The 22,577-nt window shown below is 34.4% G+C and carries 20 protein-coding genes and 2 tRNA genes; 16 read left to right on the top strand and 6 right to left on the bottom strand.

From position 1 onward, the window contains the following. Nucleotides 1-481: 481 nt before the first annotated feature. Nucleotides 482-555, bottom strand: a tRNA-Arg gene (locus ACTF54_RS09925). 174 nt (nucleotides 556-729) lie between these two features. Between ACTF54_RS09925 and ACTF54_RS09930 the strand changes: the two genes are divergently transcribed. Beyond that, nucleotides 730-1,251, top strand: coding sequence for an adenine phosphoribosyltransferase (locus ACTF54_RS09930; RefSeq protein WP_347196082.1), 522 nt, complete (start codon nucleotides 730-732; stop codon nucleotides 1,249-1,251). Nucleotides 1,252-1,782: 531 nt separating this feature from the next. On the opposite strand, the gene ACTF54_RS09935 is transcribed toward ACTF54_RS09930, so the two are convergent. Together ACTF54_RS09935 and ACTF54_RS09940 are read right to left on the bottom strand one after the other, a co-directional pair. Continuing rightward, nucleotides 1,783-3,342, bottom strand: a complete 1,560-nt coding sequence (locus ACTF54_RS09935) for an NAD(P)/FAD-dependent oxidoreductase (protein WP_438969266.1) — start codon at nucleotides 3,340-3,342, stop codon at nucleotides 1,783-1,785. Between the two features lie 195 nt (nucleotides 3,343-3,537). After that, nucleotides 3,538-4,509 carry an NAD(P)H-dependent flavin oxidoreductase gene (locus ACTF54_RS09940; protein WP_347196084.1) on the bottom strand — a complete coding sequence of 324 codons (972 nt, stop codon included), beginning with the start codon at nucleotides 4,507-4,509 and terminating at the stop codon, nucleotides 3,538-3,540. Between the two features lie 167 nt (nucleotides 4,510-4,676). Between ACTF54_RS09940 and ACTF54_RS09945 the strand changes: the two genes are divergently transcribed. Together ACTF54_RS09945 and ACTF54_RS09950 are read left to right on the top strand one after the other, a co-directional pair. Beyond that, nucleotides 4,677-7,040: a TonB-dependent receptor gene (locus tag ACTF54_RS09945; RefSeq protein WP_347196085.1), complete on the top strand. Its 2,364-nt coding sequence runs from the start codon at nucleotides 4,677-4,679 to the stop codon at nucleotides 7,038-7,040. A 3-nt stretch (nucleotides 7,041-7,043) separates the two neighbouring features. After that, nucleotides 7,044-7,862, top strand: a complete 819-nt coding sequence (locus ACTF54_RS09950) for a DUF4249 family protein (protein WP_347196086.1) — start codon at nucleotides 7,044-7,046, stop codon at nucleotides 7,860-7,862. A 77-nt stretch (nucleotides 7,863-7,939) separates the two neighbouring features. Here ACTF54_RS09950 and ACTF54_RS09955 read toward each other — a convergent pair whose 3' ends face one another. Both ACTF54_RS09955 and ACTF54_RS09960 read right to left on the bottom strand, forming a co-directional pair. Further along, nucleotides 7,940-8,332 (bottom strand): thioredoxin family protein, encoded by a 393-nt coding sequence (locus ACTF54_RS09955; protein ID WP_438969267.1) that lies wholly within the window; start codon nucleotides 8,330-8,332, stop codon nucleotides 7,940-7,942. A 187-nt stretch (nucleotides 8,333-8,519) separates the two neighbouring features. Beyond that, nucleotides 8,520-9,155 carry an NAD(P)H-dependent oxidoreductase gene (locus tag ACTF54_RS09960; protein ID WP_347196088.1) on the bottom strand — a complete coding sequence of 212 codons (636 nt, stop codon included), beginning with the start codon at nucleotides 9,153-9,155 and terminating at the stop codon, nucleotides 8,520-8,522. A 404-nt stretch (nucleotides 9,156-9,559) separates the two neighbouring features. On the opposite strand from ACTF54_RS09960, the gene ACTF54_RS09965 reads away from it, so the two are divergent. The 4 genes from ACTF54_RS09965 to ACTF54_RS09980 all read left to right on the top strand — a co-directional run bounded on the left by ACTF54_RS09965 (nucleotide 9,560) and on the right by ACTF54_RS09980 (nucleotide 11,872). Beyond that, nucleotides 9,560-10,216: a SanA/YdcF family protein gene (locus ACTF54_RS09965; protein ID WP_347196089.1), complete on the top strand. Its 657-nt coding sequence runs from the start codon at nucleotides 9,560-9,562 to the stop codon at nucleotides 10,214-10,216. Nucleotides 10,217-10,402: 186 nt separating this feature from the next. Next, nucleotides 10,403-10,552 (top strand): hypothetical protein, encoded by a 150-nt coding sequence (locus ACTF54_RS09970; RefSeq protein WP_438969268.1) that lies wholly within the window; start codon nucleotides 10,403-10,405, stop codon nucleotides 10,550-10,552. A 120-nt stretch (nucleotides 10,553-10,672) separates the two neighbouring features. Then, nucleotides 10,673-10,757, top strand: a tRNA-Ser gene (locus tag ACTF54_RS09975). Nucleotides 10,758-11,053: 296 nt separating this feature from the next. Beyond that, nucleotides 11,054-11,872 carry a universal stress protein gene (locus ACTF54_RS09980; RefSeq protein WP_347196091.1) on the top strand — a complete coding sequence of 273 codons (819 nt, stop codon included), beginning with the start codon at nucleotides 11,054-11,056 and terminating at the stop codon, nucleotides 11,870-11,872. Between the two features lie 18 nt (nucleotides 11,873-11,890). Here the strand turns inward: ACTF54_RS09980 and ACTF54_RS09985 are convergent, their stop codons facing one another. Then, complete coding sequence (locus tag ACTF54_RS09985; protein WP_347196092.1) at nucleotides 11,891-12,595, bottom strand: Crp/Fnr family transcriptional regulator; 705 nt, start codon at nucleotides 12,593-12,595, stop codon at nucleotides 11,891-11,893. A gap of 267 nt (nucleotides 12,596-12,862) precedes the next feature. On the opposite strand from ACTF54_RS09985, the gene ACTF54_RS09990 reads away from it, so the two are divergent. The 9 genes from ACTF54_RS09990 to ACTF54_RS10030 all read left to right on the top strand — a co-directional run bounded on the left by ACTF54_RS09990 (nucleotide 12,863) and on the right by ACTF54_RS10030 (nucleotide 22,554). Further along, complete coding sequence (locus ACTF54_RS09990) at nucleotides 12,863-15,370, top strand: heavy metal translocating P-type ATPase (protein WP_438969269.1); 2,508 nt, start codon at nucleotides 12,863-12,865, stop codon at nucleotides 15,368-15,370. Nucleotides 15,371-15,870: 500 nt separating this feature from the next. Further along, a complete protein-coding gene (ccoS, locus tag ACTF54_RS09995; RefSeq protein ID WP_347196094.1) occupies nucleotides 15,871-16,071 on the top strand; it encodes a cbb3-type cytochrome oxidase assembly protein CcoS in 201 nt (66 codons plus the stop codon). 2 nt (nucleotides 16,072-16,073) lie between these two features. After that, complete coding sequence (ccoN, locus tag ACTF54_RS10000; protein ID WP_438969270.1) at nucleotides 16,074-18,278, top strand: cytochrome-c oxidase, cbb3-type subunit I; 2,205 nt, start codon at nucleotides 16,074-16,076, stop codon at nucleotides 18,276-18,278. 3 nt (nucleotides 18,279-18,281) lie between these two features. Further along, on the top strand, nucleotides 18,282-18,479 hold the full coding sequence (locus tag ACTF54_RS10005) for a CcoQ/FixQ family Cbb3-type cytochrome c oxidase assembly chaperone (RefSeq protein ID WP_347196096.1): 198 nt from the start codon (nucleotides 18,282-18,284) through the stop codon (nucleotides 18,477-18,479). Continuing rightward, complete coding sequence (locus tag ACTF54_RS10010; protein WP_347196097.1) at nucleotides 18,476-19,465, top strand: cbb3-type cytochrome c oxidase N-terminal domain-containing protein; 990 nt, start codon at nucleotides 18,476-18,478, stop codon at nucleotides 19,463-19,465. The genes ACTF54_RS10005 and ACTF54_RS10010 overlap by 4 nt, the downstream gene beginning before the upstream one ends. A gap of 4 nt (nucleotides 19,466-19,469) precedes the next feature. After that, complete coding sequence (locus tag ACTF54_RS10015; RefSeq protein WP_347196098.1) at nucleotides 19,470-19,772, top strand: hypothetical protein; 303 nt, start codon at nucleotides 19,470-19,472, stop codon at nucleotides 19,770-19,772. A gap of 12 nt (nucleotides 19,773-19,784) precedes the next feature. Continuing rightward, nucleotides 19,785-21,206, top strand: coding sequence for a cytochrome c oxidase accessory protein CcoG (ccoG, locus tag ACTF54_RS10020; protein WP_438969271.1), 1,422 nt, complete (start codon nucleotides 19,785-19,787; stop codon nucleotides 21,204-21,206). Between the two features lie 194 nt (nucleotides 21,207-21,400). Then, nucleotides 21,401-21,847 (top strand): FixH family protein, encoded by a 447-nt coding sequence (locus ACTF54_RS10025; RefSeq protein ID WP_347196101.1) that lies wholly within the window; start codon nucleotides 21,401-21,403, stop codon nucleotides 21,845-21,847. Beyond that, complete coding sequence (locus ACTF54_RS10030; RefSeq protein WP_438969272.1) at nucleotides 21,847-22,554, top strand: sulfite exporter TauE/SafE family protein; 708 nt, start codon at nucleotides 21,847-21,849, stop codon at nucleotides 22,552-22,554. Before ACTF54_RS10025 ends, ACTF54_RS10030 begins: the two co-directional genes overlap by 1 nt. The last annotated feature ends 23 nt before the right edge of the window (nucleotides 22,555-22,577 follow it).

Raw genomic sequence — 22,577 nt, forward strand, 5'->3', positions numbered from 1 at the left:
TTTTCTTTGAGTGCCTTGATAATCTGGCTCTCTGTAAATCTACTTTGCTTCATAATGACAATTGATGTTTAAAATTAAAATTTTCTAATTAATCATTGTCCTATTTTTTGGGAAGCCTGCATTGGTGAGATAGATGCAGATATCTACAAAAAGTTTAAGGGTACATATGAGACCCAAAGAAAGGAATTACAATCAAAAATTAAAAATCCTACTATTGCTAGTTCGAACCTTAATAATGCGATTGAAAAGGCACTTCAACTATCCGCTTCACTCCAGGATATATGGGTAAATGGCGATTTAAAACAAAAACAGAAACTACAAAAACTGGTGTTTCCCAACGGTTTGGGTTATGACAAGCCAAATGATAGAGTTCAAACCACGAGAGAAAATACTATTTTTTCTGTAATCCCTTCATTATCAATAAAAATAGAGAACATAAAAAAAGGAGAACCGATTCCTTTGAATCAATTCTCCGATTTAGTGACCTCGGCAGGATTCAAACCTGCAACCTCCACAGCCGTAATGTGGTGCACTATTCAGTTATGCTACGAGGCCTGTTGCAAAAGCTATTACTTAAGCGGCTGCAAATATAATTTATTATTAGAATAAAGCCAACGTTAATTGTAATAAAGTTGCTTTTTTTTGAGTTCCTCATTTTTTTACAAATCTATCTATAAAAACCATACAGGTTTCTAGGCGCCATACAAATGTGTTTTCTATATTTAAACCATGAATAAAACCCTACTTTCCTCCTACATAAAAGACGTAGCCAACTTTCCTAAACCAGGGATAATCTTTAAAGATATATCTCCTTTACTGGCATCTCAAGTTGCTAGAAAAAGTATGACTCAAAAATTGATTGAGAATTTTAAAAATAAGGATATTGATGTGGTTGTAGGAATAGAATCTAGAGGTTTTCTTTTTGGAATGCTTATGGCAGATGCACTAAATGCGAGATTTGTAATGATGCGTAAACCAGGTAAACTTCCAGGAGAAATAATGAGTAAAGAATATGATTTAGAATATGGTAAGGATGCCTTAGAAGTTCAAAAGGGTTGTATTCAACAATCCAATAAAGTATTGATTCATGATGACGTTTTAGCTACTGGTGGCACAGCAGCAGCAGCTAGCTCTCTAATTAAACAAACAGGTGCTCAAGTTACAGGTTATAGTTTTATTATAGAATTAGATTTTTTGAATGGAAGAAAACTACTTCATAACTCAATTGTGTCTAGCGTTTTGAACTATTGATTAAAATTAGAGATATTTTACTTTATAATTCTCGCTTTCGCGGAAGCGAAACTAAATTACACATCTGTTTGCTCTAATAAAAGTAGGGACCAATTAATGGCATCTTCAATACTTGAAGCAATAAAAAATTCTTTTGAATAAAAGGTGCTTTCAAACTGAGCCGTTCGTTTACCAATTTCAGAAGTAGTTACAATTGAAATACCAACAAGGTTAGAGATTTTTGAAGTTTCATGATAGATTAAAGGACTTACATTGTAATCAAAAACACGGTTGGAGATATAAATAAAGTTCTTACCTTCAAAATGCTTTTGCGCTATCTTATTCAGTTCTTCATTATCCTTAGGCTACAGAACTGTATCTTCTCTTACTTGTGCTATTAAGTATTTAGGAAATACAAACAGCTCTGCAAACGATAAATCGTAATAAGTGATAGTTGACATGAGAAATTTTAAGGATTCTATACAAAATTAGTGGAAAATAGTTCCCTAGTTGAATAACTAACATATGTTATGTAAAAGCTTTTATAAGCACTTAGAAAATTTGATTTTTTACAATCACGCGATCCATACAATTAATCCCATCAATTGCAGCACTAATAATACCACCGGCATATCCTGCACCTTCTGCACAAGGGTATAAACCTTTGATTTCTATGTGTTCCATAGTAAATGGATCTCTTGGAATTTGAACAGGAGAACTTGTTCTACTTTCTGGAGCATGAAGAATGGCTTCATTTGTATAGTAACCTTTCATCTTTTTACCGAAAGCTAAAAAAGCAGCACTTAATCGAGTGGCTAACAACTCTGGCAAAATCTTATTTAAATCTACACTTGTTAACCCAGGAAAATAAGATGTTTTTGGCAAATCTGTAGAAGTTTTACCTTCTACAAAATCGATCATACGTTGTGCAGGAACGTTTTGAGTTTTTCCTGCTGCAACCCAACAATCATGCTCTACTTGCTTTTGAAAATTAAGTGACACAAAAGGATCTTCTGGGCTGTAATTAGGTAAATCTTCTGGAGATACACTTACTACAATGCCACTATTTGCATATGGATTGTTTCTTTTACTAGGACTCCAGCCGTTTGTTACAACCTCATCAGTATCTGTTGCGCATGGGGCGATAATACCTCCAGGACACATACAAAAAGAGTAAACTCCCATTCCGTCTACTTGCTCTACAAGACTGTAACTGGCTGGTGGCAAATATGGATTTTGATCATCTCCATGATATTGAATCTGGTCAATTAACTCTTGTTGATGTTCTATACGTACTCCTATGGCAAAGGGTTTTGCCTGTACTTTTATACCTCTTTTATGGAGTAAATAAAAGATATCTCTGGCACTGTGACCAGTCGCAAGAATGACGTTATCATATGTCAACCATTCACCATCATTAATTTGAATTCCTGTAATCTGTTTGTTTTCATGACGTATATCTGTCATTTTAGATGAAAAATGAACCTGTCCACCTGCCTTTTCAATAGTTTCTCGCATGGACGTAATAATCTGAGGTAGCTTATTAGTTCCTATATGTGGATGAGCATCAATTAATATATCTGGAGTAGCACCAAAATCAACAAACCATTCTAGAGCTTTAAGAACGTTACCACGCTTTTTTGACCTGGTATATAATTTGCCATCACTATAAGTACCTGCGCCACCTTCTCCAAAACAATAATTAGACTCTGGATTAACGATATGGTTTTTATTGATAGCGGCAAGATCACGTCTTCTAGAACGTACGTCTTTCCCGCGTTCATAAATTATAGGTTTCATACCACCTTCTATTGCACGCAACGCTGCATATAATCCTGCAGGTCCTGCACCAATTATAGCTACTTCTTTTGCTTCAGAAACATCTTGAATTTTATAAATTTCTCTGGAAGTGATTTCTTCTCCTTTTTCCCAGATTTCTATTTGCAGATTGTATTTTACTTTCTTTTGTCTTGCGTCAATGGATCTCTTTCTAATGTTCCATTTTTGAACATCATCCATACCTAGCTTTACTTTTTCAAAAACCTTATCTAGAATATGTTCTTCATCTTCTAAACGATGTGGTAAAATGGATATTTGTACTAGGTGACTCATGCGACAAAGGTAAAGAAGAATTTATCTAGAAGTCTTGATATTTATGATAGAAAAAATGCTCCTAGCTTTTAAGAATAAAATAGTTATAAGAACATTTAACTATGTAATTTCCTTTTTTAAATACTTATCATACATAAGGGTAGAATTGATTCTACCCTTATAAAACATTTTAACTGAATTAATTGATCGCTCTATTTAAAAATTATACTTTTTTAAATTCTTCACTTGCATTTCAATTGCCGTTTTAAATTCGGCTTTCATTCTATTGATCAAGTCTGTTGCTGGCATACTGTCCTTAATGGTCGCACTTCCTTGACCAGCGCTCCAGATTGTTTTCCATGCTTTTGCCTCGGTATCCATTTCTTTTCCAAAGTCTATTTTTACTTTGGCTTTCATTTGTTCTTCTGTAATACCGGCTGCCTGAAGACTTGCTCCTAAAAAGTTAGCACTAACTCCAGAGATTGCTGCGGTATAAACAATATCACTACAGCCCGCATTAATGATCATATCGCGGTATTCGTCAGTAGCTTTTGATTCGTCGGTGTTTATAAAACGTGTTCCCATATAGGCTAGGTCTGCACCCATTTGTAATGCACTAGCAACATCTTGCCCAGAACTCATAGCGCCAGAAAGTAAGATCGTTCCATCAAAAAATTCTTTTACCTCTCTAATAAATGGCATAGGATTGTGTGTTCCTGCGTGTCCACCTGCACCTGCACAGACTAAAATTAATCCATCTACTCCAGCTTCTTGAGCTTTCTCTGCATGACGTTTTTTAATGACATCATGAAAAACTACGCCTCCGTAACTATGCACCGCATCTACTACATCGCTAACGGCACCTAATGATGTAATCACCATCGGTACTTTGTGTTTTATACACAACATTAAATCTGCCTTGAGACGTGGGTTACTACCGTGAACAATTAAGTTAACGCCAAAAGGTGCGGCTTTTTTACCTGTTTCCTCTTCCCATTGCGCTAGCTCTGTTTTAATCTGGATCAACCATTCCTCAAAACCTTCGCTAGATCGTTGATTTAGTGCAGGAAAAGTTCCTACAATGCCGTTTTTACAACAGGAAATAACCAGTTCTGGTCCTGAAATCAAAAACATAGGTGCTGCCACTACTGGCAAAGAAAGTTGGTCGGTAAGTTGTGTAGTTGTCATAGGAATAATTTTAATCAAAGTTAATAAAGTGTTTTACTATGTACGCATAACATTAGAAAAAGATATCAAAATTAAATGTTAAGTAGACTTCATAGTTCAACTGCAATTTTACATTTGTACAACAGATATAATTATACTGTTCATTCTTAAGCAATAAGATCCATCTTTTGAAAAAAATAATATTATTAAGTGTTTTTACTGTTCTCGCTTTCGCGAAAGCGTACTCACAAAAAGCAACCTTATCAGGAACCGTTATTGAGGCATCTACTGGTGAGACCATGCTTAACGTAAACGTAATCATCACTGAGTTGAAAACAGGAACGATTACAAATGAATATGGTTATTATTCTATCACACTTCCTACAGGAGACTATACCGTGCAATATTCTAGTATAGGCTACGAAACAATTGAAAAAAAAGTTTCTTTGACTGAAAATGTGAAGCAAGATATTTCCATGAAAGAGCAAGGTGAAGCTCTAGATGTGATAGTCATAAAAGCTGATGTGGAGAAACTGAGCACAAAATCTCCGCAGATGAGTGTGAACGCTCTTTCTATTGAGACGATTAAAAAAATACCTGTAGTTTTAGGTGAGACAGATTTGATCAAAGCGCTTACTTTATTACCTGGTGTAAGTAATGCTGGTGAAGGTGCTGCTGGATTTAATGTTCGTGGTGGTGCAGCAGACCAGAATCTAGTTTTACTAGATGAAGCTACCTTATATGGAAGTGATCACTTATTTGGTTTCTTTTCTGTTTTTAATCCAGATGCGATTAAGGATTTGAAATTGTATAAAGGAGGAATTCCTGCAAGATATGGTGGACGTGTTTCTAGTGTACTCGATATTTATCAAAGAGACGGAAACAAAAATAACTTCAGTGGTACTGGAGGAATAGGACTTGTAGCTAGCAGATTGCTTTTTGAAGGGCCTATAATTAAAGAAAAAGCATCTTTTTTAATAGGTGGACGCAGTAGTTATGCGCACTTATTTCTACCCTTATTTGATGTAGATAATGAGGCTTATTTTTATGATTTAAACGCAAAACTAAGCTTCAATCTAGATGAAAACAATCGTCTTTATTTATCCAGTTACTTTGGTAGAGATGTGTTTAACGTGAATAATCTTTTTGGCAACACATTTGGCAACAGTTTTGTTAATGTAAGATGGAACCATCTTTTTAATGAAAAGTGGTTTTCAAATGCCTCAGTAATTTACAGCGATTATAATTATGGACTAGAGTTAGAGTTTGTAGAATTCACTTTTGACAGCGGTATCACTAATCTTAATGCAAAATATGATTTAACGCATTTTGTAAATGATAAGGTAAAAATGAAATACGGTATCAATTCCATATATTATGAATTTGATCCTGGAAGAATTACTCCTTCTACTCCTACTAGTGGTATTAACGATCGTCAGCTTATTAAAAAATATGCATGGGAAAATGGCATCTATGCAGATGGCGAGTTTGCGATCACTGACCACATCAACATCAACGCTGGTTTGAGAATTAGTAGTTTTAATAGATTGGGACAAGAAAGCTTAAATATTTACGAAAATAACCAAGCACTTTTGTATAATCAAGATTTAGAAGTTTATGAAAGTGCAGAGGAAATAGGAACCTTTTCCAGTAGCCGTAGTGAAACATTAAAATCTTTTGTTAATCTAGAACCTAGATTCTCAATAGCTTATTCTATAAATGATGACACCAGTATCAAGGCCAGTTATCAACGTATAAATCAATACATACATTTAATTTCTAATACTAACGCTCCTACTCCTTTTGATCTATACGCACCTAGCGGCACTTTTATAGATCCACAAGTAGGCGATCAAGTAGCTGCTGGGTTTTTCAAAAATATAGGAGACTACAGTATTGAAACAGAGGCTTTCTATAAAACCGTACAAAATAGACTAGATTACATCGATGGTGCAGATCTAATAGCAAATGATGCGGTTGAACAAATATTACTGGCAGGAGAAGCAAGAGCTTACGGTCTAGAAATGTTATTGAGAAAAAATGAAGGAAAATTACAAGGATGGATTGCCTACACACTTTCTAGAAGTGAACAACGCACACCTGGAAGAACTGCTTTAGAACCTGGCATAAATAATGGAGAATGGTACAGCGCCGCATGGGACAAAACCCATGACCTGACTATAACCGCAAATTACAATTTAAATAGAAAATGGGATCTAGGTGCAAACTTTACTTTGCAAACTGGACAACCTATTACTTATCCTAATGGACAATATGAATTTGACGGACTATTTATACCAACTTTTGAAGCTAGAAATAGCAGTAGACTTCCTATGGTTCACCGTTTAGACTTATCAGCAACTTACACTCCTAAACCTGATAAGAAAAAAGGATGGCAATCTAGCTGGGTTTTTAGTTTATACAATGCTTACAATAGAAGAAATGCGGTGAGTATTACGTTTGGTGAGAATGAAGATACGAATAGAAATGAGGCTACTAGACTTTCTATTTTTGGTATCGTACCTGCAGTTACTTATAATTTTAATTTTTAAGAGATGAAGAAGTATTTTATATACATATTAGGTTTATTTTTAATTGCTTCTTGCTCTGACGTCATAGAATTAGATCTTAATAATTCAGATCCTAGATTAGTGATAGATGCTGCTATGGAACGCAATGAAATGGGAACAACATCAACGATAATAAAGTTGACAAGATCTGCTGGATTTTATGATGAAGATCTAGTTTTTGTTGATGATGCTACTATAACTATAACAGATAATGACACAGGTCAGATCATACCAATAAACTTTGTTGCAGATGGTGTATATGAGTCTAACTTTCCATTTATTCGTAGTACAGATCCTACCGCTGTAAGTTATACGTTAAATATTGATGATAATGGTGATGTTTACACAGCAACTGAAGTATTCCAACAAACGGTTCCTTTAATTGATGTAGAACAACAAACAATTTCAGGCTTTGGTGATGATATTACTGAAATCACAGCTTTTTTTAATGATCCATCAGGACAAGGAAATTTTTACCTCTTTGAATATAATGATGATGAAAATGATCAAGTAGATATAGGTGATGACGAGTTTACAGATGGTAATCGTTCTCAAACCACCTTCTTTATTGAAGAATTAGAGCCTGGTACCGTTGCAAACATACGTATCATGGGAATTAACCAGCGCTGTTTTAATTTCTATGAAACATTATTGCAACAAGCTGATGGCGGCGGTGGCGGTCCTTTTGCGGTGCAGCCAGCCGTTGTAAGAGGTAATATTATCAATACTACAGATGCTGAAAAGTTTCCTTTCGGATATTTTAGAATTTCTGAAGTATTTGAAACAGAATATACTATAGAATAAAATAAGGTTCAATTAGAAATAAAAAAAGAGTGGTTTTCTTAAGAAAACCACTCTTTTTTTATTATCACTTTTAAAACCTAAAGTTTAAAAATACCTTTATTTTTATCCATAAATTTCCAATGATACGTGGCGTCTTCTCCACTAAAACGTTCTACACGATTGCACTCGTTACCTTTATAATCTAACGCAATTAGAACTGGGAAAAAGTCTACATTGAATTTTGTGGCAATTATTTTATTTTCCTTTTTTTCCTGTATAGGAATAATATCGTCTCTATAAGGATTATCTAGGTATACTAAATTATATTTTTTTGATTCTGATTCAAATTGATCGGTTTGAAAAAAATATTTTTCTAATTTTTTACAAGGTGGACACCAGTCGCTGCCTGTAAAGTAAACAAGAATGGGTTTTTTATTTTTTTTTGCCTTTGCCTTTGCAACATCTAAATTAGTCAACCATTCTAACTTCACTTCCTTTATTGTCTACTTTACCTCGACCTCATCCGTTACCTGGTCTAAACCTTCCATATTCATATTTTGAGCTATGGAAAAGGAGGAAACAAATAATAGGATTAAAATAAAATAGGATCTCATAAATATCTAATTTCAATTCAAATGTATATTAATACCATAAATTAGACCATTATCTTACCAATTTCTATAAATAAGAAATCATCTCCTGTTCTGGCCTGCGTACCTTTTTAAGCTGTGACATCATATCATCAGTTGCCCGATATCCCACTGGTAAAAGCAAGGTGCTTTTTAGACTTTTTTCTTTTAAGCCTAATAAGTCGTCTATTTTATCAGGCACAAATCCTTCCATAGGACAGGAGTCAATCTGTTCCTGTGCACAAACTGTAAGAAGATTACCTAAGATCAAATAGGCTTGGTTTTTTGCCCATAATTCAATTTCTTCTACTTCTTTCTTTGAAAAAGTATCGGTTAGAAAGTCTTGAAATGGTTGTAGAACTTCATCTGGTGTACCACGTTCTTTTTTAACAATAGAAAAATATTCTTTTACATAACTTGCATCCACGGCTGTTGTACACAAGACCAGCACCGCACTAGAATCCTTTACTTGCATCTGACCATAAGAATGAGGAACCATCTTTTCTTTAATCTCCTGATCTTGAACTATTACAAGACGACATGGCTGCAAACCGTACGAGGTTGCCGTTAAATTAAATGCATGAGCCAGTAGTTCTAATTGCTCTTTATCTAACTTTTTTTCAGGATCAAATTTCTTAGTAGCATATCTCCATTGCAAACTTTCTATACTATTCAAATGTGTCATACGTTCTAATTATAAATAAAAATTTAATGTAAGTCTTGATAACAAATCAATTGCACAACCGCAGCTATTTTTAGAATTTCGCTTTCGCGAAAGCGGAACAATAAATACCAATTTAACCACCATTATTTTTATAAATAACAAAAATAAGCTACCTATTTTACTCTCTAAGAAGTTTACGATAACAAATTTCAATGCTGTACATCGATAAATGAATAAGATAAGCTACATACGATCTGATTCTAATAGATTCTCTTAACAATATGTACAACAGAAGATTATTAATGGATAACATAAAAGAAGGTTTTTTTGCGTTATATAAAATATTTTTCTTTGCAAATTTTACTCAGTGGAATATCTACATTTGTTACTGATGACAAACATCAAAACCCTACAATCTTAAATTAATGCGTAGACTTTTAAACTTTCTTGTTTTTAGTGTGATTATAGGGATCGTAGGTGTACTTATACTTCAACTTCACGTTAAAAGAACTTCTAGAGATGTAATTAAAACCAATGTCTCTCAACTTGAAAAAGCGTACACAGGTATTGTACTAGGTGCAAGTGTAAAACCAGATAAAAGCCTTTCTCCCATTTTACAAGACCGTGTAGATGCCGCCTTACTCGCTTATGAGAATCAGAAATTTGAAAAATTCCTATTGAGTGGCGACCACGGAGATAAAAATTATGACGAGGTAAACGCAATGAAAACCTACCTCAACAAAAAAGGCGTTCCAGACGAAGATATTTTCCTAGATCATGCCGGTTTTGACACTTACGACAGCATGTTTAGAGCGAGGGATGTTTTTCAAGTACAAAGCGCTATCGTTTTTACACAAGAGTTCCATTTACCTAGAGCTATTTACATAGGTAAAAACATGGGGCTTAATGTGCAAGGTTATATTGCAGATGCTCGCGAATATCCCGGAAACAAACATTTTTCAAGAAGAGAATGGCTGGCAAATATTAAAGCCTGGATGGAATTGAACATTGAAAAAGCTCCTACTTATACAGGCTCGGTAATTCCTATTACTGGAGATAGTAAACTCTCACATGATAAATAATAATTAAAATCAAGAAATACAGATATAAGTGTTTGATATATAATTTTTTACACCTAAAACTAGTGTCTTTATTTTTAATTTCTAACCAAATCACTAATAAATTATTAAATATTTACATCTGTATGGTTAAAAATAGTTAATCATGTTGATAAGATGCCAATTATTTTTAATTTAAAAATAAAAATTATGAGCATAGAAAAGCCCAATCCAGAAAAAACAAGTAAAAAAGAACAAGCTATTAATCTAGAGGCGACACATGGTAAAGAGATTAACTATCAAGTAAAAGATAAAAAAGAGCATCATCAACCTAGGGATAAGACGCAAGATCAGTCCTAAAATAGAAATTGAAAATCTGTAATTTAATTACAGATTTTTTTTGAAGGAGACTTTATTTTAAAAAGAATAAATGTATATTTGCAACCGCTTAAACAAAAGCTATTTTATTTAAGCAATAAAGGAGAGTTGGCAGAGTGGTCGAATGCGGCAGTCTTGAAAACTGTTGAGGGTCACACCTCCAGGGGTTCGAATCCCTTACTCTCCGCTTTAGTAAAGTCCGATTTTCAAATGAAAATCGGACTTTTTCTTTTTAATGCATTTGTTCTTGCTGAAACAAAATTAGATTTTGATCTAAAAAATCTATGAAATCAGAAATGCTACCTGGCTGCTTGTTGGAAACAAACTCTTACTCTACAATCTCAGCAGTTTTTAAACTGTACTTTTTAAAGGACAAAGTTTTTAATATAGACATATCTCATGAGGGTGATATATGTCACCTTTTTTCAAGTAGAAAGCTTTTAATTTTGAAGATAATTAAAAACACGATTAAACACCTTTAACATGAAAAACATAATTGTTCCTGTAGACTTTTCAAAACATTCAGAATATGCATTAGAAACCGCCGCTATTTTAGCCAGAAAGCATGATGCAACTTTACATGTTCTTCACATGCTAGAACTATCAGAATCACTTATTTCAAATTCTTCTAATGATAACACAAATGAAATGATGTTCTTGTTAGCGCTTTCTAAAAAGAAATTTGAACCGTTTCTAGACAAGGACTATTTAATAGATGTCAAGATGGAAGCGATCATCAAGCATCATAAGGTTTATAAAGAAGTAGATGATCTAGCCCAATCTATTAACGCTGATTTAATCGTTATGGGATCCAAAGGTTTAACACCTAGTCAAAGTGCTTTTTCAGGATCTAATACTGAAAAAATGGTAAGAAACAGCAGTACTCCTGTTCTAACTATAAAATCTTCTCCAGATAAATTTAGTCTTCAAAAAGTGATACTAGCGACAGATTTATCTGTTGCAAGTGTGTCAGCTTACCAAAGAGCTTCACAAATATTTTCTAGATTAGGAAGCTCCATCCAACCAGTTTTTATAAACAGGCCACATAACAACTTTATAAGCTCTGTAGAGTTTAAAAAAATGAGTGAAGAATTTGCAGCAGCTGGTGGAACCGATCAAGTAGCATTTATTGCTGCTTATAATATTGAAGATGGCTTATTACAATTTGCAGAAGAAACAAAAGCTAATTGTATTGCGATAAGCACTCATGCAAGAAAAGGGCTTTCACATTTTTTCATAGGTAGCGTGTCAGAAGATCTTGCAAATCAATCTCAATTACCAGTAATGAGTTTTAAACTCTAATAATTACAATCATTCATATTATTTAAAGCCTTCTATAATATTATAGAGGGCTTTATCATTTATGATTTTTATTCGTTTTCCATCTGTTTCTATCCATCCAGATTTTTTAAAAGTCGTTAACTGTCTTATACACGCCTCTTTTGCTGTTCCTACTATGTTTGCAATATCCTCGCGAGTTAGTATAACTTTTATAAAACCATCTTCATCTTTCCCAAAATTGTCCTCTAAATATTTCAGGGATTCAGCTAATCTTTGTTTTACATTTTTTTGAGCCATGTTAACGATCACGTCATCAGCAAATTTTAAATCTGTAGCTAGTTGTTGTAGAATGGCATTAGTAAACTTAATATTGTTGCTTATATTATCTTTCAAATGCGTTTTGGGAATAAAACAAACCTGCATATCATTTAAGGCTACTGCGCTTAAATTAGTAGACTCTTCAGTAATTACAGATCTTTGACCTAACAACTCTCCTTTTGTAGCTAATTTTACAATTTGATCCTTACCATTATCACTCATTTTGGACAACTTAGAAACACCATCTCTCACGCAAAAAACACCGTTAAGTCTATCGCCTTCATTAAAAATAGACGCTCCTTTTTTGATGTTTTTCATTTCTTTACTGTCCGAAATACGCTTCAGCTCTTCTTTAGTAAGAGCTTTTAAAGTATTGAGCTGTCTAACGATACAATTCTCACACCTGCTTTCTATAGGATGACTCATATTTATTCTTATCAAAAATTAAAAATAAAGTTTACAAGGCGCAATTCAAAGCAATAACAGCATGTGATCTTGTTAAATTAATGTAGTATAATTTTAAGATTAGATTAAACAGATTCTATCATAAAAGTTATCAGTGATAATTTAAAGACGCTATTGTGTTTCATTTTTACTAATGATGATAAATGTCATCGTTTAACATCATAAGGCGGCACATATTTGCATTAGGTATAATTAAAGTGCTTTGGCACTGGAGCAAATGAATGAATTATGGATAACTGTTTCCATTGTGGAGATGAGTGTCGTACGACATTAATCAAACACGAGGATAAGGCGTTTTGCTGTCACGGCTGCAAGACGGTTTATGATATTTTAAACGACAATGATCTTTCTTACTACTATGACCTAGAACGCACACCAGGAACTACGCCAGTAGATCAAGAAGGAAAATTTGATTTCTTAGAAAATGAACAAATCGTTGCTAAATTATTAGAATTTGACGAGCAAGGTATTCAGGTAATCTCTTTACTTATTCCCACTATTCACTGTAGTTCTTGTATTTGGGTTTTAGAAAATTTACAAAAGCTGCAACCTGCGGTTAAAACATCTCAAGTTAATTTTCCAGAAAAAACAGTACGCATCACCTATTCCTCTAGTGAAATGAGTTTACAAGATTTAGTAATCTTATTATCCAGAATAGGATACGAGCCATACCTATCACTGGAAGATACAGATGAAAAAAAATCCAAAATCGATAGAAGTCTTATCTATAAACTAGGTGTAGCTGGTTTTGCTTTTGGCAACATCATGTTTCTTTCTTTTCCTGAGTATTTTGAAGTCAGTGACTTCTGGCTAGAACGTTATAAACACGTCTTCCGCTGGTTGATGTTTACCTTTAGCTTACCTGTAGTTCTTTATTCTGGTCGTGATTATTTTACCTCTGCAATAAAAGGATTGCGCAGTAGGATTTTAAATATAGATGTACCAATTGTTATCGGTATTACAGTTCTTTTCTTGCGCTCTTTTGTTGATATTTTAATGGATTGGGGTTCTGGCTTTTTTGATAGTATGGCTGGACTGGTATTTTTCTTGCTTTTAGGAAGGTTCTTTCAGCAACAGACGTATGCATTTCTTTCTTTTGAGCGTGATTACAAATCTTATTTTCCTATCGCTGTAACTAGATTATTTAAAAGCGATGATGGTGTTGATCTCGCCTTGGATGATTCCGCTTTCGCGAAAGCGAGATCATCCAAGTTTATCCCGTTGCAGAACGGCACGAAAGCGGAACAAAAATCAAACATTGATAAAAAAGAACAACAAATTCAGGTCAATGAATTGAAAAAAGGTGATCGCATTCTGATAAGAAATAGCGAATTACTGCCTGTAGACGGGATTCTTATTAAAGGTAATGCACTGATCGATTACAGCTTTGTAACTGGCGAAGCAGAGCCTGTTTCAAAAGTATCTGGCGACTCGTTATTTGCTGGAGGAAGACAACTAGCCGGTTCTATAGAGGTAGAAGTATTGAAAAGTGTTGAGCAAAGTTATTTGACTCAATTATGGTCCAATGAAATTTTTTCCAAAAAAGGACGAAATGTATTTCAATCGCTCACTGATAAAATAAGCCGTCGATTTACTGTAACGCTGCTGCTTATAGCCTTTATAGCAACAACTGTATGGTTATTTATAGACCCTACTATTGCACTAAATGTATTTACATCTGTATTGATAGTAGCCTGTCCTTGTGCCATTGCCTTAGCAGCTCCTTTTACACTAGGTAATTTGCTACGCATTTTTGGGCGTCATAAACTGTATATGAAAGATAGTTCTTCTATTGAACAACTGGCACATATAGACCTAGTCGTTTTTGATAAAACTGGAACACTAACTACTAATGCAAAGAACACGATTACTTATGAAGGAGTCGAACTTACAGAAGAAGAAAAGTCCTTATTAACTAGCACGTTACGTTCTTCTAATCACCCATTAAGTCGCTCTCTTTATGCGGTGTTAGATAAAAACGATATCAAATCACTGGATGATTTTCAAGAAGATGTAGGAAAGGGAATTTCAGGTACCATTAATAATCAAAAAATTAAAGTTGGATCATTTGAATTTTTAGGTTCTCCTGAACAAGGTGCAGCGATCAATACTTATCAAAACACGGCGGTACACGTGTGCTGTAATGACACGTATAAAGGTTGCTTTATATTTTTTAATGAATATCGTGAAGGCGTTCAAGAAGTTTTTAACCAATTGAAAAAAACGACACAAATTGTTATTCTTTCTGGAGATAATGATGGGGAAAGAGAACATCTGGCTCAACTATTACCTATTAACAAGAGCTTACTCTTTAATCAAAAACCAGAGGATAAACTCAATTATATAAAAAATCAACAGCGAGCCGGCAAAACGGTTTTAATGGTAGGTGATGGTCTTAACGACGCTGGCGCACTTGCGCAAAGTAATGTAGGTATTACTATTTCAGAAAATATCAATGTATTCTCTCCAGCTTGTGATGGAATTCTAGATGCCTCAAGGTTTAGGGACATCAGTACTTTTTTGTCCATCTCTAGACAAGGATTACAAACGATTAAATATGCTTTTATATTTTCTCTTTTTTATAATATGATAGGTCTAGGATTTGCTCTTACCGGAAAACTTGCTCCAGTAGTTGCTGCTATTTTAATGCCTTTAAGTTCTATAAGTATAGTAATCTTCACAACTGTAATCACTTATTTACTAGGTAGAAAACTTAGCCCTAAAAAAACAACATGATGAATTTAAATTCACAGAACACATCTGAAATAACCAATGAACTCAACTTTAATTTTTGGTTAGACACTTCTTTTGAAAATCAAATAGTCTATTTGTTCAACAATTCTATTCATCAAAATCTTGAAAACTCATCCTTACAAGCATAGATTCATAATACAGTAGAGCAAGTAGATCAATTAGAGCAACTGCTTTACAATAGTTACCACTTGTGTCCTACTCTATACAATTCAATGGTTAGTAAAATAACTGGCTGCAACACTGTTATTGATGAATTAAACAAAAGCTTAACTATAAACAAAGTAGAACTATCAAAAGCGGCTCAATTTTACCACAAACAATTACTTACCGTGCAGCAAAAAATTCAAGTAACCTTGCTATACATGAACGTTTAAACTATACCTAATTAAAAGTAAAAAAATGAACAAAATGTCTAAAGCTGACAAAAGTCATCTTTTTGAAAATGCTTGAAACTTAATTTTGTCATCTAATAAACAACCAGTATGAATATTATATACATGCTTTTAGCCATAAGTGTAGTAGTTGCTCTCATCTTTCTCGCAGCATTTCTTTTTTCAGTTAAATCTGGTCAATATGATGATACCTACACACCATCAGTGAGAATGCTATTTGATGATGAATTAATAAAAGAAAAAACAAAACCTGAACAACAAGCCTTAAACCTAAATCAAGAATCTAAATAATTATGGAAGTACAAAAATTTTACTACGATAATAAAATCGTAAGCAAATTTATCATCGCAACATTGTTCTGGGGTGTTATAGGTATGAGTGTTGGACTCTTACTTGCTTATATGTATTTATTTCCTAATGTAACCGATGGTGTTTCCTGGTTAAGTTATGGACGTTTAAGACCATTGCACACTAATGCTGTTATTTTTGCTTTTGTTGGTAATGCCATTTTTGCTGGTGTTTATTATTCTACTCAACGTTTGCTTAAGGCACGTATGTGGAAAGACTGGTTAAGCAATCTTAATTTTTGGGGTTGGCAAGCTATAATAGTTGGTGCTGCTATCACACTACCATTAGGTTACTCTACTTCTAAAGAATATGCAGAGCTAGAATGGCCATTTGATATCGCTATTGCTTTGATTTGGGTCGCCTTCGGTGCCAACTTGATAGGTACAATGATAAAAAGAAGACAACGACATTTATATGTAGCGATCTGGTTTTATCTAGCGACATTTGTAACTGTTGCTGTGCTTCATATTGTTAATAGTATAGAGTTACCAGTAAGTGCTTTTAAAAGTTACTCTGCTTATGCAGGTGTTCAAGATGCTCTAGTACAATGGTGGTATGGTCACAATGCTGTAGCATTTTTTCTGACCACACCTTTTTTAGGCTTGATGTATTATTTTGTTCCCAAAGCAGCAAATAGACCTGTTTATTCTTACAGATTATCTATAGTTCACTTCTGGTCATTGATTTTTATTTATATATGGGCTGGACCTCACCATTTATTATACTCTGCGCTTCCAGGATGGGCTCAAAATTTAGGTGTTGCTTTTTCTATCATGTTATTAATGCCATCTTGGGGTGGAATGATCAATGGTCTTCTTACCTTAAGAGGTGCATGGGATAAAGTGCGTACAGATCCTGTTTTAAAATTTATGGTAGTCGCTATTACTGGATATGGTATGGCAACTTTTGAAGGCCCAATGCTTTCTCTTAAGAACGTTAACGCTATAGCACACTTTAGCGACTGGATTATTGCACACGTTCACGTTGGTGCTTTAGCTTGGAATGGTTTCTTGGCATTCGGTATGATTTACTGGTTAGTTCCTAAATTATTTAAAACAGATTTATGGTCTACAAAATTGGCTAATGTTCACTTTTGGGTAGGTACTTTAGGAGTTATTTTATATGCACTTCCTATGTATGTTGCAGGATTTGTTCAAGCCTCTATGTGGAAACAATTTAATCCTGATGGCACACTTACTTATGGTAACTTTTTAGAAACCGTTACTGAAATTATGCCTATGTACTGGATGAGAGCCATAGGTGGTACACTTTATATAACAGGTGCATTGATAGGTGTGTACAACTTAATACGCACTGCTAGAGCTGGTAGTGTTGTGACTGATGAACTTGCAGAAGCTGCTGCATTATCTAACGTGACTAATAAACGTACTCCTAAAGAAGCATACCATACTTGGTTAGAAAGAAGACCTGTGAAACTTACCATTTATGCTACCATAGCAATTCTAATAGGTGGAATGGTTCAAATTATACCTTCTTTAATGGTAGATGATTACATACCGGTGATATCCAGTGTAAAACCTTACACGCCGCTAGAGTTAGAAGGAAGAGATATTTATATACGTGAAGGTTGTGTCGGTTGTCACTCACAAATGATAAGACCATTTAGAAGTGAAGTAGAGCGTTATGGAGAATACTCCAAAGCAGGAGAATATGTATACGATCACCCTTTCTTATGGGGTAGCAAACGTACTGGTCCAGACCTTATGCGTGTAGGTGGTAAATACAGCGACAACTGGCATTTAAATCACTTTTACGATCCACAAAGGATGAATGAGAAATCTATCATGCCTTCTTATAAATGGTTGATTAAAAATGAACTAGATAAGAGTAATACAGAAACAAAAATGGAAGCTATGTTAACGCTAGGTGTTCCATACAGTCAGGAGGAAATAGACCGTGCACAAGAATGGATGCAAGAGCAAGGTACGCAAATTGAAAAAAACCTTTACAGCGATCCCGATTTTGTCAAGACCTATGAGGCTGACAAGCAGTACGCAAAAGAAAATAATCTTCCTTTTGTAGAAATGCGCGATCGTGAAGTGGTAGCGATTATATCCTACTTACAGCGATTGGGTACAGATATAAAAGTTACCAATCCAGATGGAACTGTTGTAAACATAAACGAATAAGCGATGTTAAAATTTATCAAAGGAAATCTAGAACAAATCGATGGCGTAGAAATATATCCCATCATTTCATTACTCATATTTTTCATCTTTTTCAGCGCGCTTTTTTGGTGGGTATTTACAGCTAAAAAAGATCATATAGAAGAGGTAAGTAACATCCCTTTAAATGATGAAGCTATAACTAATAACGATATCAAATTATGAATACTACCGCATCATATATAAGAACATTTGTATTTGCTATACTAGCTTATTTCTTTTTCAACTGGATAGGTAATACAGAAGATGTATCTGTCTTTGAAGCCCTTCCATGGTTATGGTATGCTTATGCAGTAATCATCTTATTCTACATAGTTGGAGAAGCTAGTTTAGGCGCTTTGAATAGAGTTTTGTACTTAAGTTTAAAACCAGAAGCTCAAGAAAAGTTTGATAAAAATACCGCTTCCGCGAAAGCGAATCAATTTAAATGGATCAAAGGTCTTTACAAAAAATCTCTAGATAGTAAAGAGATTGAAGAAGAGCATGAAATCATATTAGATCATAATTATGATGGAATTCAAGAACTAGATAACAATTTACCGCCTTGGTGGGTTTATGGATTCTATGCAAGTATTCTATTTGGCGTTATTTATTTAGTACGTTTTGAGGTATTCCATGATTACAATCAACATGAAGAATATGAAACAGCTGTAGCAGCCGCTCAAATAGAAATAGACGAATGGAAAAAAACAGCCAAAAACCTCGTAGATGTCAACACAGTTATCTTACTTACTGATGCCTCAGACCTTAGTGCTGGTAAAACAATTTTTGAAAGCAACTGTGTGGCCTGTCACAAAGCAGATGGTGGTGGTGGAATAGGTCCTAACCTAACCGATCAACACTGGATTCTAGGTGGCGGAATCAAAAACGTATTTAACACCATTTCTGAAGGTGGTAGATCCGGTAAAGGAATGGTGCCATGGAAACAAGATTTAAAACCAGTAGAAATGGCGCAAGTAGCAAGTTATGTGTTAGGATTTCAAGGAACGACTGCTGCAGAACCTAAAGCTGCCGAAGGTGACATATGGATCGATCCAGATGCTCCTCAAAAAGAAGTTTTTGAATCTCAAATCAATGAGATTGTACAAGACTCTCTAAATCATCCAGCTATTGATGTAGATGAATTGAAAGTGATAACTGAAGAAAATTGATGCTATGATGACTCTTAACGATATAGAAAAAGCATCCATACTTTCTGACACACCGGTGGTAAAAAACATTTTTAATACCGATGGATCAAAACTGATAGCGATAGGTATGAAATGTGGTGTGATTTTAAAAGAACACATTGCTCCTTGCAAAGCAAAGTTAATGGTCATTAAAGGAGAAATAGATTTCAATACACAAACAGAAAGTAGACGCCTTGCGACTTATGACAGTTATGACATACCGTTAGATATGCCACACTCTGTTGAAGCCTATGAAGATGCGCTTTTTTTACTGATGCTAGAATCATAACAACCCTACAAAATGGCAGAACAAGGAAAAGACAATTTTAGAGATACTATAGGAACTCTGGACAAAGAAGGACAACGTGCTTGGGTATTTCCTAAAAAGCCAGATGGTAAATGGTATGAATATCGTAAATATGTGAGCTACGTACTTCTAGCTTTTCTGTTTGCAGCGCCATTTATAAAAATAAGAGGCAATCAGTTTTTGATGTTCAACGTCCTAGAAAGACGTTTTAATATTTTTGGATTTCCATTTTGGCCGCAAGACTTTCATTTATTTGTAATCATAATGATTATAGGTGTCGTATTTGTGATACTGTTTACAGTTGCCTTTGGTCGTTTATTTTGTGGTTGGGTTTGCCCACAAACCATATTTATGGAGATGGTTTTCCGTCGTATCGAGTACTGGATCGATGGTGATCGTGGAAAGCAAATACGGTTATCTAAAATGCCATGGAATAAAGAAAAAATTAAAAAAAGGGCTTTAAAATGGACGGTATTTTTTATCATTTCTTTTCTTATCGCAAATGTATTCCTTGCTTACCTTATCGGTAGTGATCAATTGATTAGGTATATTACAGAAGGACCGTTTAAAAACTTGAGTACGTTTATATCACTACTTATTTTTACCGGTGTATTCTATTTTGTATTTGCCTGGTTTAGGGAACAAGTTTGCATCATAGTATGTCCTTATGGTAGGTTACAAGGAGTTTTATTAGATAAAAAGTCTATAGTCGTTGCTTATGATCATAAACGCGGTGAAAAAGAAGAAGGACGAGCAAAATTTAAGAAAAATGAGGAAAGAGCTACCACAGGAAAAGGAGATTGTATAGATTGTTCTGCATGCGTTCATGTTTGCCCAACAGGTATTGATATACGTAACGGCACACAATTAGAATGTATCAATTGTACGGCTTGTATAGATGCATGCGACCACATGATGGAAGCTGTAAACTTACCTAAAGGTTTGATACGTTATGCTAGTGAAGATAATATTGAAAAGAAAGAGAAGTTCAAATTTACTCCTCGTTTAAAAGGCTATACGGTCGTATTGGGAATTCTTACCGCGGTTTTAATAGGTATGCTGTTTCTCCGTAATGATGTAGAAGCAAATATATTGAGATTACCTGGACAGCTGTATGAACACAAAGGTGAGTTTATCATCAGTAATGTGTACACTTTTAAACTAGTAAATAAAACAGTAAATGATATTGAAAACGTAAGCTTTAAATTACAATCACATAAAGGAACGATTAAACAAGTGTCTGAGGATCATTTTACTATCGATGGTCAAGGTCTTGCGCAGGGAACCATTTTTATAGAGATTGATTCTCGTGCTTTAAGTAGCGATAAAGATCGAGTAGAAATAGGTATTTATAGTAATGACCAGTTAATTGAGACAACGACTGCATCCTTCTTAGGGCCACGCAGTTTTAACTAAAAGCAGCGTTTTATAATCATCTCGCTTTCGCGAAAGCGAAACACACAAAAAACTTTAAACATGAGTTCAGAAAAAAAAGATAAATGCTGCAAAGGTTGTAAAAATGGACAGCCGGGACAAAATTTGAGTTGTCAAGCAAAACTATTGTTTGAAGAATTAAACAGTAAAAAACAACTCGTTAAAACGACAACATCATGAAATGGAACTGGGGAACAGGTATTGCCATAGGAATGATCTCATTTATAGCTTTCATACTGTACATGGTGATCACAATGAGCACAGATAAAAATTATAGTTATGATCTGGTAACGGAAGAATACTATGCAAAAACCATGGTCTATCAAAACGAGATCGATGCAGAAAATAATTTGAACTCTTTAGAAGAAAGAATTACTGGCACAAAAACAAAAGATGGATGGTTGTTATCCTTTCCATCAGAGATTAAGAATGAAACTATTACTGGAAAAGTGTTCCTTTATCGACCATCTAATCAGCAACTAGACTTTGACTTACCATTAGTCTTATCTGGATCAAATTTGCTCATACCTGACAAAAATCTGATAGGTGGTCGCTGGAACATCACCATAGATTTTAAACATAACGGTAAAGACTTCTTGTACAAAAATTCTATAGTATATTAATGTTATATTCTGCGCTCATATTAGGTTTGTTAGGTAGTTTCCACTGTGTGGGAATGTGCGGCCCGATTGCGTTTTTACTTCCGCTGGATCGTGAAAATAAGATGAAGCGCATATGGCAATTAATAAGCTATCATGCAGGGCGTATTCTTACCTATTCTTTATTAGGACTGTTGTTTGGAATTGCTGGAAACACATTTCATTTTTTTGGAATCCAGCAGCAATTGTCTATCGCAATCGGAATTCTAATGATTCTCGCAATTTTGACACCGGCACATTTTACTAATAAATTTAGTCTTACAAAACCTATATATAAACTAGTTGGTAAGGTTAAAAGTACTTTAGGACAAGAGCTTAAAAAAAGAGATCCAGAAACATTTTTCATTATTGGTTTCTTGAACGGTCTTTTACCTTGTGGACTGGTCTATATGGCTGTTTTTGGGGCGATTGCGGCTGGAGAGCCATTAAAAGGAAGTTTATACATGGCACTGTTCGGGATAGGAACTATTCCTTTAATGACTACTGCTATTTATTTAGGTAATTTTTTAACTAATACAGTAAAACAACGAGTTCTTAAAGCGATTCCCTACGTAGTAGTTATCATGGGCATGCTTTTTATTCTGCGTGGTTTAGGACTAGGAATTCCTTACATCTCACCATCACAAAACGTATCTGTAGAACTACTATCTTCTCAAGAAGAATGTCATTAAAATTCAACCTTTAAATTATATAA

The organism is Nonlabens sp. (assembly GCF_965657255.1).
Classification (GTDB): Bacteria; Bacteroidota; Bacteroidia; order Flavobacteriales; family Flavobacteriaceae; genus Nonlabens.

What these genes read in the sequence shown, in the direction of transcription:
- ACTF54_RS09930 (WP_347196082.1), top strand. Translation starts at nt 730, where the DNA reads ATGAATAAAACCCTACTTTCCTCCTACATAAAAGACGTAGCCAACTTT.
- ACTF54_RS09935 (WP_438969266.1), bottom strand. Translation starts at nt 3,342, where the DNA reads ATGAGTCACCTAGTACAAATATCCATTTTACCACATCGTTTAGAAGAT.
- ACTF54_RS09940 (WP_347196084.1), bottom strand. Translation starts at nt 4,509, where the DNA reads ATGACAACTACACAACTTACCGACCAACTTTCTTTGCCAGTAGTGGCA.
- ACTF54_RS09950 (WP_347196086.1), top strand. Translation starts at nt 7,044, where the DNA reads ATGAAGAAGTATTTTATATACATATTAGGTTTATTTTTAATTGCTTCT.
- ACTF54_RS09960 (WP_347196088.1), bottom strand. Translation starts at nt 9,155, where the DNA reads ATGACACATTTGAATAGTATAGAAAGTTTGCAATGGAGATATGCTACT.
- ACTF54_RS09965 (WP_347196089.1), top strand. Translation starts at nt 9,560, where the DNA reads ATGCGTAGACTTTTAAACTTTCTTGTTTTTAGTGTGATTATAGGGATC.
- ACTF54_RS09970 (WP_438969268.1), top strand. Translation starts at nt 10,403, where the DNA reads ATGAGCATAGAAAAGCCCAATCCAGAAAAAACAAGTAAAAAAGAACAA.
- ACTF54_RS09980 (WP_347196091.1), top strand. Translation starts at nt 11,054, where the DNA reads ATGAAAAACATAATTGTTCCTGTAGACTTTTCAAAACATTCAGAATAT.
- ACTF54_RS09985 (WP_347196092.1), bottom strand. Translation starts at nt 12,595, where the DNA reads ATGAGTCATCCTATAGAAAGCAGGTGTGAGAATTGTATCGTTAGACAG.
- ACTF54_RS09990 (WP_438969269.1), top strand. Translation starts at nt 12,863, where the DNA reads ATGGATAACTGTTTCCATTGTGGAGATGAGTGTCGTACGACATTAATC.
- ccoS (WP_347196094.1), top strand. Translation starts at nt 15,871, where the DNA reads ATGAATATTATATACATGCTTTTAGCCATAAGTGTAGTAGTTGCTCTC.
- ccoN (WP_438969270.1), top strand. Translation starts at nt 16,074, where the DNA reads ATGGAAGTACAAAAATTTTACTACGATAATAAAATCGTAAGCAAATTT.
- ACTF54_RS10005 (WP_347196096.1), top strand. Translation starts at nt 18,282, where the DNA reads ATGTTAAAATTTATCAAAGGAAATCTAGAACAAATCGATGGCGTAGAA.
- ACTF54_RS10010 (WP_347196097.1), top strand. Translation starts at nt 18,476, where the DNA reads ATGAATACTACCGCATCATATATAAGAACATTTGTATTTGCTATACTA.
- ACTF54_RS10015 (WP_347196098.1), top strand. Translation starts at nt 19,470, where the DNA reads ATGATGACTCTTAACGATATAGAAAAAGCATCCATACTTTCTGACACA.
- ccoG (WP_438969271.1), top strand. Translation starts at nt 19,785, where the DNA reads ATGGCAGAACAAGGAAAAGACAATTTTAGAGATACTATAGGAACTCTG.
- ACTF54_RS10025 (WP_347196101.1), top strand. Translation starts at nt 21,401, where the DNA reads ATGAAATGGAACTGGGGAACAGGTATTGCCATAGGAATGATCTCATTT.
- ACTF54_RS10030 (WP_438969272.1), top strand. Translation starts at nt 21,847, where the DNA reads ATGTTATATTCTGCGCTCATATTAGGTTTGTTAGGTAGTTTCCACTGT.